The 16,361-nt window shown below is 65.0% G+C and carries 14 protein-coding genes and 1 riboswitch; all 14 genes read left to right on the forward strand.

What is annotated here, in order from left to right; all coding sequences use genetic code 11:
- The first annotated feature begins 132 nt into the window (after positions 1-132).
- The 14 genes from murC to CJD35_RS10515 all read left to right on the forward strand — a co-directional run bounded on the left by murC (position 133) and on the right by CJD35_RS10515 (position 16,341).
- The gene (murC, locus tag CJD35_RS10450) at positions 133-1,560 is read left to right on the forward strand and encodes a UDP-N-acetylmuramate--L-alanine ligase (RefSeq protein WP_017184127.1); all 1,428 of its coding nucleotides are present in this window, start codon (positions 133-135) and stop codon (positions 1,558-1,560) included.
- Entirely contained in the window at positions 1,560-1,757 is a 198-nt protein-coding gene (locus tag CJD35_RS10455) for a hypothetical protein (RefSeq protein WP_017184128.1), read from the forward strand. Before murC ends, CJD35_RS10455 begins: the two co-directional genes overlap by 1 nt.
- Positions 1,739-2,653 carry a UDP-N-acetylmuramate dehydrogenase gene (murB, locus tag CJD35_RS10460; protein ID WP_017184129.1) on the forward strand — a complete coding sequence of 305 codons (915 nt, stop codon included), beginning with the start codon at positions 1,739-1,741 and terminating at the stop codon, positions 2,651-2,653. The genes CJD35_RS10455 and murB overlap by 19 nt, the downstream gene beginning before the upstream one ends.
- Before the next feature lie 142 nt (positions 2,654-2,795).
- Entirely contained in the window at positions 2,796-3,758 is a 963-nt protein-coding gene (locus CJD35_RS10465; RefSeq protein WP_037515017.1) for a D-alanine--D-alanine ligase, read from the forward strand.
- Positions 3,751-4,695: a cell division protein FtsQ/DivIB gene (locus CJD35_RS10470; RefSeq protein WP_017184131.1), complete on the forward strand. Its 945-nt coding sequence runs from the start codon at positions 3,751-3,753 to the stop codon at positions 4,693-4,695. Before CJD35_RS10465 ends, CJD35_RS10470 begins: the two co-directional genes overlap by 8 nt.
- Before the next feature lie 5 nt (positions 4,696-4,700).
- On the forward strand, positions 4,701-5,987 hold the full coding sequence (gene ftsA / locus CJD35_RS10475) for a cell division protein FtsA (protein WP_017184132.1): 1,287 nt from the start codon (positions 4,701-4,703) through the stop codon (positions 5,985-5,987).
- 108 nt (positions 5,988-6,095) lie between these two features.
- Positions 6,096-7,517, forward strand: a complete 1,422-nt coding sequence (gene ftsZ / locus CJD35_RS10480) for a cell division protein FtsZ (RefSeq protein WP_017184133.1) — start codon at positions 6,096-6,098, stop codon at positions 7,515-7,517.
- 159 nt (positions 7,518-7,676) lie between these two features.
- Positions 7,677-9,500, forward strand: coding sequence for an SPOR domain-containing protein (locus tag CJD35_RS10485; protein WP_017184134.1), 1,824 nt, complete (start codon positions 7,677-7,679; stop codon positions 9,498-9,500).
- Positions 9,501-9,511: 11 nt separating this feature from the next.
- On the forward strand, positions 9,512-10,666 hold the full coding sequence (locus CJD35_RS10490; RefSeq protein WP_017184135.1) for a deoxyguanosinetriphosphate triphosphohydrolase: 1,155 nt from the start codon (positions 9,512-9,514) through the stop codon (positions 10,664-10,666).
- 58 nt (positions 10,667-10,724) lie between these two features.
- Positions 10,725-10,825, forward strand: a riboswitch (glycine riboswitch).
- A gap of 164 nt (positions 10,826-10,989) precedes the next feature.
- The gene (gcvT, locus tag CJD35_RS10495) at positions 10,990-12,141 is read left to right on the forward strand and encodes a glycine cleavage system aminomethyltransferase GcvT (protein ID WP_017184136.1); all 1,152 of its coding nucleotides are present in this window, start codon (positions 10,990-10,992) and stop codon (positions 12,139-12,141) included.
- Positions 12,142-12,170: 29 nt separating this feature from the next.
- Positions 12,171-12,542, forward strand: coding sequence for a glycine cleavage system protein GcvH (gene gcvH / locus CJD35_RS10500; RefSeq protein WP_017184137.1), 372 nt, complete (start codon positions 12,171-12,173; stop codon positions 12,540-12,542).
- Positions 12,543-12,660: 118 nt separating this feature from the next.
- Complete coding sequence (gene gcvPA / locus CJD35_RS10505; protein ID WP_026002576.1) at positions 12,661-14,019, forward strand: aminomethyl-transferring glycine dehydrogenase subunit GcvPA; 1,359 nt, start codon at positions 12,661-12,663, stop codon at positions 14,017-14,019.
- A 121-nt stretch (positions 14,020-14,140) separates the two neighbouring features.
- Positions 14,141-15,709 carry an aminomethyl-transferring glycine dehydrogenase subunit GcvPB gene (gcvPB, locus tag CJD35_RS10510; RefSeq protein WP_017184139.1) on the forward strand — a complete coding sequence of 523 codons (1,569 nt, stop codon included), beginning with the start codon at positions 14,141-14,143 and terminating at the stop codon, positions 15,707-15,709.
- Positions 15,706-16,341, forward strand: coding sequence for a DUF938 domain-containing protein (locus CJD35_RS10515; protein WP_095687022.1), 636 nt, complete (start codon positions 15,706-15,708; stop codon positions 16,339-16,341). The genes gcvPB and CJD35_RS10515 overlap by 4 nt, the downstream gene beginning before the upstream one ends.
- Positions 16,342-16,361: the final 20 nt, after the last annotated feature.

A 16,361-nucleotide genomic window follows, 5' to 3' on the forward strand; every position in this document is an offset into this window, starting at 1 on the left:
GACCGTTCGCGAAGCGAATGGTGGAGGGGTGTTGTCCCATCGAGAGGGTGATACCCCTCCGTCTGACCTTCGGCCAGCCACCTCCCCTTGCAGGGGAGGATCTATTATAATGAATTACAAGGAATCTCGCTCATGAAGGGTGTCGGCACGGACATCGGCACGATCCATTTCATCGGCATTGGCGGCATCGGTATGTCGGGCATTGCCGAGGTGATGCACAATCTGGGCTATGATGTGCAGGGCAGCGACGTGGCCGAAGGCTATGTGGTCGAAGGGCTGCGGGCCAAGGGCATTCGCGTGATGATCGGCCACAAGGCGGAAAATCTGGGCGATGCCGCCGTGGTGGTGACGTCCACCGCGATCAAGCGCGGCAACCCGGAGGTCGAACTGGCGCTGGAAACGCGCGTGCCGGTGATCCGCCGCGCGGAGATGCTGGCCGAACTGATGCGGCTCAAATCCACCGTTGCCGTGGCGGGGACGCATGGCAAGACCACGACGACGTCGATGGTCGCGGCTTTGCTGGACGCGGGCGGGGTGGACCCGACCGTCATCAATGGCGGCATCATCAACAGCTATGGCTCCAATGCGCGGCTGGGCAATAGCGACTGGATGGTGGTGGAGGCCGACGAGAGCGACGGCAGTTTCCTGCGGCTCGACGGCACGATCGCGGTCGTCACCAATATCGATCCCGAACATCTGGACCATTATGGCAGTTTCGACCGGGTGAAGGATGCGTTTGTCGAGTTCGTCGGCAATGTGCCTTTCTATGGCGCGGCGTTGCTGTGTCTCGACCATCCCGAAGTGCAGGCGATTTTGCCGCGCGTGCAGGACCGGCGGATCGTCACCTATGGCTTTTCCGCGCAGGCGGATATTCGCGGCGACAATGTGGTGAGCTTCCCCGGCGGCAACCGCTTCGACGTGCAGATCCGCGAGCGGGACGGGTCGACGCGCAAGATCGAGGGGATCGAGATGCCGATGCCCGGTCGCCACAATGTGCTGAACGCCATGGCGGCGATCGGCGTGGCGCTGCACATGGGGATCGACGATGCGACGATCCAGACGGGTTTCGCCAAGTTCGGTGGGGTGAAGCGGCGCTTTACCAAGGTCGGCGAGATCGCCGTCGATGGCGGCGTTGCCACCGTGATCGACGATTATGGCCATCACCCGGTCGAGATCAAAGCCGTGCTGGCTGCCGCCCGCGAAGGCGCGCAGGGACGGGTCATCGCCGTCGTCCAGCCGCATCGCTTCACCCGGCTGCGCGACCTGATGGATGATTTCCAGCAGGCGTTCAACGATGCCGACATCGTCTATGCCGCGCCCGTCTACACCGCTGGCGAACAGCCGATCGAGGGTGTGGACAGCGCGGCGCTGGTCGCGGGGCTGAAGCGGCGGGGGCATCGCAATGCTTCCACGATCGCGGACGCCGATGCGCTGGCGACGGCGCTGGCCGCCGACATTCAGGCGGACGATATGGTCATCTGCCTGGGTGCTGGCGACATCACCAAATGGGCGGCGGGGCTGGCCGCTGCCGTTTCCGCCAAGGTCAAGGAGTCGGCCTGATGTTCGAACTGTTCGCGGTTGGACTGGAAATGCAGAAGCGCATGATCGACGTGCAGATGCAGGGCGTGGAGGCCGCGCGCGACATGGTGCAGGCGGCGCAGGAAAATGCCAAGGCAGGCATGGCCGCCAATCAGGCGGGCGAGGCGGGGCTGACGGCGATGAAAAGCTGGATGAAGTTGTGGGGCATGCGCGGTTGACAGCGACGATTGCCCTTCCGCCCGTGCGCGGCAGTTTGAAGGCGGATGCGCCGCTGGCCCCGCTCGTCTGGTTCAAGGCGGGCGGCGCGGCGCAATGGCTGTTCGAGCCGAAAGATGCCGACGACCTGTCGGATTTCCTGGCGATGCTGGACCCCGATGTGCCGGTCATGGCGCTCGGCCTCGGCTCCAACCTTATCGTCCGCGATGGCGGGGTGCCGGGCGTGGTGGTGCGGCTGGGCAAGCCGTTTGCAAAAGTCGAGCGACTGGACGCGGTGACGCTCACCTGTGGCGGCGGCGCGTCGGGGATATTGGTGTCATCGACCGCGCGGGATGCGGGCATTGCGGGGCTTGAATTTCTCCGCTCGATCCCCGGCACGGTCGGCGGTTTCGTGCGGATGAATGGCGGCGCCTACGGGCGTGAGACCCGCGATATATTGGTGGAATGCCAGGTGGTGCTGCGGTCGGGCGAGCAGGTGACGTTGCTCAACCGCGATCTTCATTACACCTATCGCCATTCGAACCTGACCGACGGTGCGATCGTGGTCAGCGCGACGTTCCGGGGCGAACCGGGCGAACCCGCCGCGATCCAGGCAGAAATGGACCGCATCGCCACCGCGCGCGAGGAAAGCCAGCCGCTGCGCAGCAAGACCGGCGGATCGACCTTCAAGAACCCGGACGGGCACAAGGCCTGGGCTTTGGTCGACGAAGCGGGCTGTCGCGGGCTGCAACTGGGCGGCGCGCAGGTGAGCGAGAAGCACACCAATTTCCTGCTCAACCTGGGCGAGGCGACCAGCACCGACATCGAAGCGCTGGGCGAAGAAGTGCGGCGGCGGGTAAAGGACAAGAGCGGCGTGGAGCTGGAATGGGAAATACAGCGGGTGGGGTTGGTGAAGTGAGTGGGATTGATTTCATCCTCCCCTGCAAGGGGAGGTGGCAGCACGAAGTGCTGACGGAGGGGTGTCGCGCTATCGAGAGGGCGACACCCCTCCACCATTCGCTTCGCGAACGGTCCCCCTCCCCTTGCAGGGGAGGATTTTAATGCGTGGCCCTTGGCATGTCGCCGTCCTGATGGGCGGCTGGTCGGCGGAGCGGCCTGTTTCCCTCATGAGCGGGGAGGGTGTAGCCAAGGCGCTGGAATCGCGTGGGCATCGAGTCACGCGGATCGACATGGACCGTGATGTCGCGGCGCGGTTGGCGGAAACAAAAGCCGACGTCGTGTTCAACGCGCTGCATGGCGTGCCGGGTGAGGATGGCACCGTGCAGGGGATGATGGACCTGATGGGGCTGACCTACACCCATTCGGGCCTTGCCACTTCTGTCATCGCGATCGACAAGCAATTGACCAAACAGGCGCTGGTACCGCACGGCATTCCCATGCCCGGCGGCCATATCGTGCAGAGCGAGAGCCTGTTCGAGGGCGATCCGCTGCCGCGTCCCTATGTATTGAAGCCTGTCAATGAAGGCAGTTCTGTCGGCGTCGCCATCGTCACGGCGGAGGGCAATTATGGCAACCCCATCGCGCGAGACAGTGTGGGGCCATGGCAGGATTTCCCCGAATTGCTGGCCGAACCCTATATTCGCGGGCGTGAACTGACCACCGCCGTACTGGGCGACGAAGCGCTGCTGGTGACGGAGTTGCGGCCCAAGAGCGGCTTTTATGATTTCGATGCCAAATATACCGATGGCATGACAGAGCATGTCTGCCCCGCCGACATTCCCGACGAGATTACGCAGGCGTGCAAGGCGCTGGCGTTGCGGTCGCACCAGTTGCTGGGGTGCAAGGGCGCATCGCGGTCCGATTTCCGCTGGGACGATGAACGCGGCGTCGAGGGGCTGTTCCTGCTGGAGGTCAATACCCAGCCGGGCATGACGCCGCTGAGCCTGGTTCCCGAACAGGCGGCGAAGCTGGGCATTGACTATGCCACGCTGGTAGAGACTATTGTCGAGGAAGCACTGGCAGGTGCCCGGATGCCGGACAGGGCGGGAGCGAAACATGGCTGAAGCACGGATCAGGCGCGGGGGCACGGCGCGACTGAGCAGCGCGAAGGGCAGGGCGACCAAGGGCGGTCGCGGCCGGACGCTCAAGCGCCAGTCCTCACTCGATCGACTGATCGAGGCGCTGCCGGTCAGCGAAGCCACGCTGCAACGCATGGCCAGCTGGACGATCGTGGGCATTTTCGCCGCGATCCTGATCGGGTTTGCGATTTTCTTCGGCCTGCCCGCCATGGTGCAGCAACAGGCCGCGCTGATCGCGGCGCGCGCCGGTTTCGAGGTCGACAAGGTCGAGGTGCGCGGCGTCGAGCGGATGGACGAACTGCCGGTCTATAATATCGCGCTGGGACAGGTGGATCGATCGATGCTCTCGCTCGATCTGCCCAAGGTCCGCGCCGACATGCTGAAACTGGGCTGGGTCAAGGATGCGCGCATTTCCCGCCGTCTGCCCGATACGCTGGTGGTCGACATTGTCGAACGCGATCCGGTGGCGGTGTGGCAGCATGGCGGGCAATTGCACCTGATCGACGTGGCGGGCGTGGTGCTGCAACCCGTGTCGGCCAGCGCCATGCCGGACCTGCCGCTGGTTGTCGGCCCCAACGCCAACCGCCAGACGGCGGGGCTTAATCGGCTGATGGAAAATGCCCCGGCGCTCAAGCCGATGCTGGCGGGTGCCACCTGGGTCGGCAATCGCCGCTGGGATTTGCGCTTCCAGTCGGGCGAGACACTGTCCTTGCCCGAAGGGGACAAGGTTTCCGCAGCCGCTCTGGTCAACTTCGCACGGATGGACGGGGTCAACCGGCTATTGGGCCGGGGTATCGTGAAATTCGACATGCGCGATCCTGACCGGTTCGTCCTGCGGCTGCCGCAGGGCAAGGTCGAGGAACGGCCGGTCGATGCGGCCGACACCGCGGCCAGCGCCGCGCCGTTGGGCGAGGAAGGCTAAGCCCCATGGCGCAGCCCAAGGTCGAAAAGCTGATCACCGCGATCGACATCGGATCGTGGAAAGTGTCTGCGCTGATCGCGGGGCGAACCGACACAGGTGAACTGGCGATTTTGGGCACGGGCCAGCGCGAAAGCCGGGGCGTGCGGCGCGGCTTCATCGCCGACATGGAGCGCACCGAACTGGCGGTGCGTGAAACGATCGAGCAGGCCGAGCGGGTTGCTGGCACCAATATCGAGGATGTGTGGGTCAGCTTTTCGGGCGGCAGCCTGGTCAGCGACGTCGTGACGGTAGAGCGCGACATGGGCGGCTATCGCATCGAGCAGGCCGATATCGACGATTTGCTGACGACCGGGCAACAGGGCATCGACCCGGATGGTCGCGTGGTGCTGCACGCGCAACCCACCTGCTTCACCATCAATGGCAAGGTGCCGGTCAAGAAACCCGCCGGGATGCATGCGGACCTGCTGGGCGTGGATATTCATGTCGTGCTGGCCGACGGCGCGCCGCTTGCCAATCTGGACCTGTGCGTGCGTGGCGCCTATCTGAACGTCAATTCCATCGTCGCATCGCCGATCGCGACGGGCCTCGCTTGCCTGTCCGAAGAAGAACGCGATCTGGGCGTAGCGCTGGTGGAATTGGGGGCAGGGGTGACCAATGTGTCGCTCTATGCCGGGGGAATGCTGGTGGGCCTGCATTCCATTCCCATCGGGGCATCCGACATTACCGACGATATTGCATCGGCCTTTGGCATTCGCCGCAGCCAGGCGGAGCGGATCAAATGCTTCTATGGTTCGGCGATGCAGAACCGCCGCGATTTCCGCGAGATGATCGAGATCGCAACCCCTCATGGCGATGTCGCCCTGCCGGGGCAAAGCGCCGGTCCCAATGCGGAAGGGGGCAAGATTACGCGCGCGGCGCTGGTCGGCGTTATCTGCGAACGGCTCAATCAGTTGATGTCCGAAGTGAACGCCGCGCTGGCGGGCATGGGATTCAATTCCCCCACCGGGCGGCAGGTGGTGCTGACCGGGGGCGGCGCGGAAATGAAGGGCATTGCCGACTATGCGCAGGGCGCGCTGGGCCGCGCGGTGCGGATCGGTCGGCCAAGGGGCTTGTCCGCCATGCCCGAAGCGCATAGTGGCCCGGCCTTCGCGACGCTGGCGGGACTGGCGCTTTACGGCGCTTCCAACCCGGTTGATCTCCGCACGATGGCGCCCGCGCCGCAAACCGTGCATCGTCTGGGCGCACCCTTGTGGTGGCAGCGGATGATGCGGGCGATAAAGACCAACTATTGAACGAATTTACAGTAAGACGAAATTAACTGGTGAAATACTCCAGTTTCTGGTGTTAACATTTGATGTCGGTTGTTGCTTCCTGACGAGGAAGCTGAGGGAGCAGAATATATGAGCATTGAGATCAGCCCTCCGCATGTGGATGAACTGAAGCCGCGTATCGCGGTGATCGGTGTCGGCGGCGCGGGCGGCAATGCCATCGCGAACATGATTGCAGCCCATGTCGAGGGCGTGGACTTCATCGTGGCGAATACGGATGCGCAGGCGCTCAACGCCTCGCCAGCCGAACGCCGCATCCAGCTTGGCCCGCAAATCACCGAGGGTCTGGGCGCAGGATCGCGTCCCGAAATCGGCAAGGCGGCTGCGGAAGAAACGATCGTGTCGGTCGAGCAGGCGCTGGAGGGCGCGCATATGTGCTTCATCGCCGCCGGGATGGGCGGCGGCACCGGCACCGGGGCGGCCCCCGTCATCGCCAAGGCGGCGCGCGAGCGTGGCATCCTGACCGTTGGCGTCGTGACCAAGCCGTTCACGTTCGAAGGCAATCGCCGCATGAAGTCGGCGGAATCGGGCATCGACGAGCTGCAAAAGCATGTCGATACGCTGATCGTCATTCCCAACCAGAATCTGTTCCTGATCGCCAATCCGAACACGACCTTCAAGGAAGCGTTCCAGATGGCGGACGAAGTGTTGCAACAGGGCGTGCGCGGCATCACCGACCTGATGGTCATGCCCGGCCTCATCAACCTGGATTTCGCCGACGTCCGCTCTGTGATGGGCGAAATGGGCAAGGCGATGATGGGCACCGGCGAAGCCGAAGGCGACGGTCGTGCGCTTCAGGCGGCGGAGAAGGCGATCGCCAACCCGCTGCTCGATGGCGTGTCGATGCGCGGGGCAAAGGGCGTCATCGTCTCGATCGTCGGGGGCGAGGATATGCGCCTGATGGAAGTGGACGAAGCCGCCAACCATATTCGCGAACTGGTGGACCCGGACGCAAACATCATCTGGGGCAGCGCGTTCAACGACAATCTGAATGGCAAGATTCGCGTGTCGGTTGTCGCCACGGGCATCGACAATGATGTTGGCAATCATGCCGCGCCGCTGACCCAGCCTTTCAGCTTCGCCAGCCGCCCTGCGGTGTCGGTGCCCCAGTCGGCAGCACCCAAGGCCGCTGCACCCGCGCCCGCGCCACAGGCAGCTCCCGCGCCAGCACCTGAACCGGAAACGCTGGAACTGGACGTCCCCGAAGCGCCGGCCCCCGCGCCGGTGGCAGCCGCCGCGCCCGCGCCGTTCGCTGCGCCGCGCCCGGTCGCTGTCTTTTCGGACGACGACCCGGCAGAGGATGAACTGGTGCTCGGCGCGGAAAGTGCGGCACCGCCTCCGCCAGCAGAGCCAGCGCCGCGTGTCGCATCGGGCGGCACCCTGTTCGAGCGGATGGCCGGCCTGACCCGCGGTACGGAAAAGTCGCCTGCCGCCGACGAAGGCGCGCCGGGGATGGACATTCCGCGCTTCCTCAATCGCCAGAACAACCAGTAAGCGATCCGCTTGCCGGGGCATCTGCTCCACCAGAAGCGCGCCGTCGGTCCCACAAGGCAACCGGGCGCGCTTTTTCGTTGGCGGTCATTTCCCATTCATGGCGGCATCGGTTAAGGCACGGGTGTGAAACGCTCTCTTCCCTGGATAATTGCCGCGCTGATGCTTCCGGGCGGCGCATTCGCGCAGGTTGACCAATCGCAACTGGTCCGTCCGCCAGACGCGGCCGACCTCAACAGCTACCTTGCCCGTCTGTCCACCAATCCGCGCGATGTGGCGGCGCTGATCGGCGCGGGGGAGGCGGCGCTGGCGTTGGACGACCCGCGCGCCGCCACCGGCTTTTTTGCCCGTGCCGATGCGATCGCCAGCGGTAATGGCCGGATCAAGGCCGGGCTGGGGCGGGTGATGTTGAAGCTGCAAAATCCGGGCGAAGCGCTGCGCCTGTTCGATCAGGCGGCGCGGCTGGGCTATCCCGACGCGACGATCCTGGCCGATCGCGGGCTGGCGCGCGACATGACCGGGGATCAGGCCGGGGCGCAGCGCGATTATCAGGCGGCGCTGCAACGCACGCCCGACGACGCGGAACTGATTCGCCGCTATGCATCGTCATTGGGGATAGCCGGGCAGATCGATGCGTCGGACAAGGTCATGCAGCCGCTATTCTACAAGAGCGATCGCGCGGCATGGCGATCGCGCGTATTCATTTTGGCGATGAACAACCGGCAGGCTGAAGCGCAGAAGATAGCCGAGCAGACTATGCCGCCGCAGCTCGCCGCCGCGATGATGCCCTATCTGCGCAAAATGCCCTATCTGACCCCAGCGCAGAAGGCTGCTGCGATTCATTTCGGGCATTTCCCGGCGCAGGTCGGCACCACCATCGCCGCGATCGTGCCGACGCCTCCGGCTCCCGGCTACAGCCAGCCGGTTGCAACCAAGGCACCACCGCCAGTCGCTGTGGCGGCCGCCCCGACCAGCCCGGCGCAGGATCGCCGCACGCGTCGCGCCGAACAACAGCGCCAGCGCCGCGAAGCAACGCGGCTGGCGCGGGCCGAAACGCCGCGAACGGCGACGGTTCAACCGACGCCGGCACCGACGCCCACCCCGACTCCAGCGCCGACACCGAGTGCAGCGCCCACCCCGCAGCAGCCTGCGCCGCAAACCGTCCAACCGACACCGGCGCCCACACCCGCACCGGCGCAGGTGCAGATGGTCCAGCAGACGCCCGGCGCACCGGCCCCGACCCAGTCTGCTCCGCCAAGGCAGCTTGCCGCCGCCACGCCGCAGGTACAGGGGCCGCCAGCGCCCGGTCTTGAATCGCTCGACACGCCGCGGACCGCGGCACCTGTCGCCAGCCAGCCTGCAACCACGGTACCGAATAATGCCACCGCGCTGGCCCAGGCTTCCGCACCGGCATCGACGCCCGCTGCTTCGCCTGTTGTCCAGCCCACGCCGCCCGCGCCGCCGCCTCAGCCCGATCCGCAGGCGACCCGCACGCTGGCCGACATCATCCGCGCCATCGATGTGCCGGAAGCGGAACGGCGGCCCACCGTCGCGGCCGTCGATCTGGCCGAGATCGAGAAAATGCAGGCCGCGCGCCGCGCCGAGCGTCTGGCGGCTGCCGAAAAGGTGAAGAAAGCCGCCGCAGCCAAGGCCAAGGCGGAAGCCGATGCGAAGGCGAAGAAGGAGGCGGAGGAAAAGAAGCGGCTGGCCGACAATCCGTCACGCAACTGGCTTCAGATCGCGACCGGCGCGAACAAGAGCGCGCTGGCATTCACGCTGAAGGCGCTGCGCAAGAAATATGACGAGCTGGCCCCGCAAAGCGCCTGGACCGCCAGTTGGGGCCGGACCAATCGTCTGGTCGTCGGTCCATTCGCCAGCTTCACCCGCGCCAGGACGCTCGAAACCAAGCTGAAGGGCGAGGGTGCAGATGTTTTTGCCTGGCAAAGTGATGCCGGAGAGGTGGTCGAAAGGCTGAGCGGCGAGTAGAGGGGCGTCCCATGACGACCCTTGCTTCCTATGCCTGCCATCCCGCCGCCAGCCGTGGCCGCCTCCACCCCGAAGAGGGGGGCGAGGTGCGCGGCCCGCGCGACATGTTCCAGCGGGATCGGGATCGCATCATCCATTCGATCGCATTTCGTCGCCTGCGCCACAAGACGCAGGTATTTGTGTCGCCAGACGGGGATCATTTCCGCGTCCGCCTGACCCACAGTCTGGAGGTTGCGCAGATCGGGCGCACCACCGCGCGGACGCTGGGGCTGAACGAGGATCTGACCGAGGCTCTGTGCCTGGCCCACGACATTGGCCATCCGCCCTTTGGCCATGCTGGCGAGGATGCGCTGGAGGCGGCGATGGAGGCGCATGGTGGCTTTGATCATAACGCCCATACGCTGCGCACGCTGATGCTGCTGGAAAGTCCCTATCCGCGGTTCCGGGGACTCAATCTGAGCTGGGAAATGCTGGAGGGGCTGGCCAAGCATAATGGGCCGATCCGCAATCCCGGCTGGGCGATGCGCGAACTCGACGCTTTATTCCCGCTCGACCTGACCAGCCATGCCTCGCTGGAGGCGCAACTCGCGGCGATTTCCGACGATATCGCCTATGACAATCACGACATTGACGATGGGCTGCGCGCGGGGCTGCTGGTGCTGGAGCAGTTGCTGGAGGTTCCGTTCGTGGCGCGCTGTTGGGACCGGGTGCGGACCCGCTATCCCGATGTCGCGCAGGACAGGCTGCTGCGCGAACTGGTGCGCGAACAGATTGGCGTGATGGCCAACGACCTGATCGCCGCGACCCGCGCCAATATCGCAGAATCGGGGGTGCGGACGGTGGAGGATGTGCGTGCGCTGGGCCGTACGCTGGTTGCCTTCTCGCCCGAACTGGCGGCGCAAGAGCGTGGTCTCAAGCGTTTCATGTATGCCAGCCTGTATCATCATCCCGAACAATTGGCCGCTGCCGACCGGGCGCGGGTGATCGTCACCGACCTGTTCGCCGCCTATCAGGCCGATCCCGCGCTGATGCCGGGCGAATGGCGCGATGAGTGCGTGACCGGCGAACCCGATCGCAGCCGCCACATCGCCGATTTCATCGCGGGCATGACCGACCGTTACGCCGAAAAGCGCCATGCCGAGATATTCGGGGCGGTGGCGGATTGACGCGCCGGTGCGTTTGACGCAATGCAAATCATGTCGTCGGCGCTGAGGATTCGGCGCCGGGCATGATGCGGGAGAGTATGGGCGGCCTTTCAGGCCAAGCCCGTCGCCGAAGGAGCAACCGCCCCGGAATCTCTCAGGCCAAAGGACCGCATCACGCGCAGACGCTCTGGAAAGCGGATGGGGGAACCTGTCCCACCGAAGGGGTAAGCCGTCCCGCAAAGGACGGTCAAAGCTCTCAGGTTCCCGTGACAGAGGGGGTGACGAAAAGGCGGTCCGTTGGCCGGGTCGATCGTCGCTGTGCCCTCTTACGGAAAGGTCGTTTCATGACCGCCACGGACAATATCGCCACGCTGGAAGAAAGCCTGCCGCTGGAGGCCTTGCCGCTCGACGCCTGGCATCGCGCGCGCGGCGCGCGGATGGTGGGGTTTGCCGGTTATCACATGCCGATCCAATATGATGGCATCATGGCCGAACATGGCTGGACCCGCGAACATGCAGGCCTGTTCGACGTCAGCCATATGGGGCAACTGACCTTTTCGGGTGAGGGCGTGGACGAAGCGCTGGAGCTATTGCTGCCCAGCGATATCAAGGGATTGAAGCCCTTTCGCCAGCGCTATTCGATGTTGCTGGATCGCGATGGCGGCATATTGGATGACCTGATGGTATCGCGCCTTGGCGATGGGGCGTTCGATGACGCGGCGATCTACATGGTCGTGAACGGCGCGACCAAATATGACGATATTGGCTGGATGATTGAGCATTTGCCCGATGCCGTGACCATGAACCATATGGCCGATCAGGCGCTGCTGGCTTTGCAGGGGCCGGAAGCGGGCGAGGCGATGGCGGTGCTGGTGCCGGGGACTGCCGAACTGACTTTCATGCAGTGCGGCGCGTTCGACTGGAACGGGGTGCCGCTGTGGATCAGCAGGTCGGGCTATACCGGCGAGGACGGGTTCGAGATCAGCCTGCCCGCCGATGCGGCGAACGCCTTTGCCGACGCCTTGTGTGCCCTGCCGCAGGTGAAACCAATCGGCCTTGGCGCGCGCGATTCCTTGCGGTTGGAGGCGGGGTTGCCGCTCTATGGCCATGACCTGACCCCTGCGGTCAGCACGATCGGCGCTGATCTGGGCTTTGCGATTCCAAAGCGTCGTCGTGAGGAGGGCGGTTTCATCGGCCATGGCCGGGTGATGAAGGAACTGGCGGACGGGCCGGGCGCAAAGCGCGTGGGCCTGACCATCGAGGGCCGCCTGCCCGCGCGCGAGGGCGCACAGATTTATGTCGGCGATGTGCAGGTGGGCGACGTCACCTCCGGCGGTTTTGCCCCGACCGTGGGCGCGCCGATTGCGATGGGTTGGGTCAGCCTGCCCCATAGCGCCATCGGCACCGCGCTGGAAATTGAAGTGCGCGGCAAGCGCATCGGCGCAACGGTCGCGCCCATGCCGTTCGTACCGCACAATTATCGCCGCAAAGCCTGAATTTTTTGTCCGATAGGGGAGACAGACCCATGAGCCGCTATTTCACCGACGAACATGAATGGATCGATGTCGAGGGCGAGATCGCCACGGTCGGCATTACCGACTATGCGCAGGAGCAGTTGGGCGACATCGTGTTCGTCGAACTGCCCGCCGAAGGCACCACGTTCGACAAGGGCGACGATGCCGCCGTGGTCGAATCGGTGAAGGCCGCGTCGGACGTCTATGCGCCGATTTCGGGTGAAGTGATCGAAACCAATGGCGCGCTGGAGGATGAACCCGCGTTGGTCAACAGCGACGCGGAGGAAGATGGCTGGTTCTTCAAGCTGCGCATGACCGACCCGTCCGAGCTGGAAGGGCTGATGACCGAAGCGGCCTACAAGAAGTTTGTGGCCAGCCTTTGATATTTAATCGCCCCTCCTCTTCAGGGGAGGGGTTGGGGTGGGGGCTTGCCTCACGCGCCGCGTGGAGCGGACAGCGCCCACCCTCGGCCCCTCCCCAGAAGGGGAGAAGGAGAAATTGATGCGCTACCTACCCCTAACCGACACTGACCGCGCGGATATGCTGTCCGTCGTCGGCGCGGCGTCGATTGACGATCTGTTCGTCGACGTGCCCGCTGAAGCCCGCCTTTCGACCAAGATCGCGGGTCTGCCCGATCATGCGAGCGAACTGGCGGTCGAACGCCATATGAGCAAGCTGGCGCGGCAAAATCTGTCGGCGGGGGAAGCGCCCTTTTTCCTGGGGGCGGGGGCGTACAAGCATCATGTCCCGGCCAGTGTCGATCATCTGATCCAGCGCGGCGAGTTTCTGACCGCCTACACGCCCTATCAGCCGGAAATCGCGCAGGGGACGTTGCAGGTATTGTTCGAGTTCCAGACGCAGGTGGCGCGCCTGCTGGGCTGCGACGTGGCGAACGCATCCATGTATGACGGGTCGACCGCCTGCTGGGAAGCGATCGGCATGGCGCGGCGGATCACCAAGCGGGGCAAGGCGATCTTGTCGTCGGGCCTGCATCCCCATTATGTGTCGGTCGCCAATACGATGGCGAAGTTCACCGGCGACCAGTTGGTGCATGACGCGCCGACCCTGAGCGCCGACCCCGATATCGACGCGCTGATCGCCGGCATCGACAAGGAGACGAGCTGCGTCGTCGTCCAATATCCCGACATTTTGGGCCGCATTGCCGACCTGACCCCGCTGGCCGACGCGGCCCATGCCGCCGGTGCGCTGCTGGTCGCGGTGGTGACCGAGCCGGTGGCGCTGGGCGCGCTGGTCCCGCCCGGCGAGATGGGCGCGGACATCGTCGTGGGCGAAGGCCAGTCGATCGGCGTCGGCCTGCAATTTGGCGGGCCGTATCTCGGCCTCTTTGCCTGCAAGCAGAAATATGTCCGCCAGATGCCGGGCCGCCTGTGTGGCGAGACGGTGGACGCGGCGGGCAAGCGCGGTTTCGTGCTGACGCTCTCCACCCGCGAACAGCATATCCGCCGCGAGAAGGCGACGTCGAATATCTGCACCAATTCAGGGCTTTGCGCGCTGGCGTTCAGTATTCACATGACCCTGCTTGGTGAGCGCGGGTTGCGTGAACTGGCGGCGCTCAATCATGGGCTGGCCTGCCAGGCGGCGGATCGTCTGGCGCAGGTGCCGGGCGTGACGCTGCTCAATGAGAGCTTCTTCAACGAATTCACGCTGGTCCTGACGAAGGATGCGCGGGAAGTGGTGCGCAGCCTGGCCGACAAGGGCGTGCTGGCCGGCGTGTCGCTGGGCCGTCTGTTTCCGCAACACGCATCGGTCGGCAACGGGTTGGTCGTCGCTGTGACCGAGACGGTGACGGCGGAGGATATCGAAACGCTGGCCCAGGCGCTGGAGGAGGAACTGGCATGACGGTTCATAGCCTCAGTGCTGCCGCGAAGGCGGTAGCCCAGTCCGGCCGTTCAGCTACCCGCAAGGGCAGGACTGGGTTCCCGCCTTCGCGGGAATACGGCGCGAACAAGGAGATTGTCGCATGACCATGCTCAAGGAAGGCCGTCCCACCGCGCCCGTCACCGTCAAGGATGCGCATATGGCCCCGGCCACGGCGACGGGAAACCGCGCGCTGATGCTGGAAGAAGCGTTGATCTTCGAGATTGGATCGACCGATACCACCGGCGTCGATTTCGCGCCCGCGCCCAAGCTTGCCACCCGCCTTGGCGGACTGGAGCGCGGGGCGATCGGCTTGCCCGGCCTGTCCGAACAGGAAACGGTGCGGCATTATACGCGCCTTAGTCGCCAGAATTATGCGATCGATCTTGGCTTGTTTCCGCTCGGCAGCTGCACGATGAAGCATAATCCGCGCCTCAACGAAAAGGTCGCGCGGATGCCCGGTTTTGCCGATCTTCACCCGCTCGCTCCGCAATCGACGGTGCAGGGCGCGCTGGCGGTGATCCATGAACTGGCGGAATGGCTGGTGACGCTGACGGGGATGCATGCGGTAGCGATGTCGCCCAAGGCCGGGGCGCATGGCGAATTGTGCGGCCTGCTGGCGATCCGTTCGGCGCTGGAGGCACGGGGTGACGCGCGCAGCGTCGTGCTGGTGCCCGAAAGCGCGCATGGCACAAACCCTGCGACGGCAGCCTTTTGTGGCTATAAGGTCGAGGATATTCCGGCGACCCCTGAGGGCCGTGTCGATCTGGCGGCGCTGACCGCGCGGCTGGGACCGGACGTCGCGGCGGTGATGATCACCAACCCCAATACGTGCGGCCTGTTCGAGCGGGATCTCAAGACGATTTCCGACGCGGTTCATGCGGCTGGCGCGTTCGTCTATTGCGATGGCGCGAATTTCAACGCCATCGTCGGCCGGGTCCGCCCCGGCGACCTGGGCGTCGATGCGATGCACATCAATTTGCACAAGACCTTCTCCACGCCCCATGGCGGGGGCGGTCCCGGTTCCGGCCCGGTCGTGCTGTCGGAGGCGCTTGCCCCTTATGCGCCGCTGCCCTTCGTCGAAAGGCAGGGCGATCGCTTCGTCCTGATCGAGGAGGAATCGGCCGAGGATCATCACGCCGGCACGTTCGGGCGGATGGTCGCTTTCCACGGCCAGATGGGGATGTTCACCCGCGCGCTGGCCTATATTCTGAGCCACGGCGCGGACGGCCTGCGGCAGGTGGCGGAGGATGCGGTCCTCAACGCCAATTATATCCTGCGTAGCCTGGACGACGTGCTGGACGCGCCGTTCGGCGGCAGCGGCCCCTGCATGCATGAGGCGCTGTTCAGCGACAAGGGACTGGCCGATGGCTTTACCACGCTCGACATCGCCAAGGGGCTGATTGACGAGGGGTTCCACCCGATGACCATGTATTTTCCGCTGGTCGTCCATGGCGCGATGCTGGTCGAACCGACCGAGACGGAAAGCAAGGCGGCCCTCGACCAGTTCATCATGGCGCTGCGCAGCCTGGCGCAGCGGGCCAAGGCAGGGGATGAGGCATTGAAGGGTGCGCCCTATCATGCGCCGCGCCGTCGCCTCGACGAAACGCTGGCGGCGCGAAAGCCCGTGCTGACATGGGAAGCGCCGACGCTGGCGCAGGCGGCGGAATGACGCCCTGGGTTCCGGGTGAAGCGGGCGGCGAGGCGCAGAAGCGCCACGCCCCCGCGACGCTGCGGAACAGGGACGCCATCCTGACCATCCTGCGCGATGCCTTGCCGCCATCCGGTCTGGTGCTGGAGGTGGCGAGCGGTAGCGGCGAACATATCATCCATTTCGCCGCCGCGCTGCCCGCGCTCGATTGGCAGCCAAGCGATCCCGATATGGCTGCGCTGGCCTCCATCGCGGCATGGCGGGCGGAGGCGGACCTTTCCAATCTGCATGAACCGATCCGGCTGGACGCGGCGGGAGACTGGCCGGTCGATCGGGCCGATGCGATATTGTGCATCAACATGGTGCATATCAGCCCATGGAACGCGATGTTGGGGTTGATGCAGGGGGCAGGGCGGGTTCTACCGCCGGGTGGGCCGCTCTATCTGTACGGACCTTATATGCGCGATGATGTGGAGACTGCGCCCAGCAACCTGGCGTTCGACGCCTCGCTCAAGGCCCGCGACCAGCGCTGGGGCCTGCGCCGGGTGGAGGATGTCGTGACCGCAGCGCAGGCGCAAGGGTTGCGCCTCGACAGGATGGTGGACATGCCGGCGAACAATCTGTCGCTGATTTTCAGGCGAGCGGCCTTCTGAAATCCGTTCGCGCTGCGCCT

This window comes from Sphingobium xenophagum (assembly GCF_002288285.1).
Taxonomy (GTDB): Bacteria; Pseudomonadota; Alphaproteobacteria; order Sphingomonadales; family Sphingomonadaceae; genus Sphingobium; species Sphingobium xenophagum.

Excerpts from the sequence above, each read along its gene's own strand:
- murC (WP_017184127.1), top strand. The coding sequence starts at position 133 with ATGAAGGGTGTCGGCACGGACATCGGCACGATCCATTTCATCGGCATT.
- CJD35_RS10455 (WP_017184128.1), top strand. The coding sequence starts at position 1,560 with ATGTTCGAACTGTTCGCGGTTGGACTGGAAATGCAGAAGCGCATGATC.
- CJD35_RS10465 (WP_037515017.1), top strand. The coding sequence starts at position 2,796 with ATGCGTGGCCCTTGGCATGTCGCCGTCCTGATGGGCGGCTGGTCGGCG.
- CJD35_RS10470 (WP_017184131.1), top strand. The coding sequence starts at position 3,751 with ATGGCTGAAGCACGGATCAGGCGCGGGGGCACGGCGCGACTGAGCAGC.
- ftsA (WP_017184132.1), top strand. The coding sequence starts at position 4,701 with ATGGCGCAGCCCAAGGTCGAAAAGCTGATCACCGCGATCGACATCGGA.
- ftsZ (WP_017184133.1), top strand. The coding sequence starts at position 6,096 with ATGAGCATTGAGATCAGCCCTCCGCATGTGGATGAACTGAAGCCGCGT.
- CJD35_RS10485 (WP_017184134.1), top strand. The coding sequence starts at position 7,677 with ATGCTTCCGGGCGGCGCATTCGCGCAGGTTGACCAATCGCAACTGGTC.
- CJD35_RS10490 (WP_017184135.1), top strand. The coding sequence starts at position 9,512 with ATGACGACCCTTGCTTCCTATGCCTGCCATCCCGCCGCCAGCCGTGGC.
- gcvT (WP_017184136.1), top strand. The coding sequence starts at position 10,990 with ATGACCGCCACGGACAATATCGCCACGCTGGAAGAAAGCCTGCCGCTG.
- gcvH (WP_017184137.1), top strand. The coding sequence starts at position 12,171 with ATGAGCCGCTATTTCACCGACGAACATGAATGGATCGATGTCGAGGGC.
- gcvPA (WP_026002576.1), top strand. The coding sequence starts at position 12,661 with ATGCGCTACCTACCCCTAACCGACACTGACCGCGCGGATATGCTGTCC.
- gcvPB (WP_017184139.1), top strand. The coding sequence starts at position 14,141 with ATGACCATGCTCAAGGAAGGCCGTCCCACCGCGCCCGTCACCGTCAAG.
- CJD35_RS10515 (WP_095687022.1), top strand. The coding sequence starts at position 15,706 with ATGACGCCCTGGGTTCCGGGTGAAGCGGGCGGCGAGGCGCAGAAGCGC.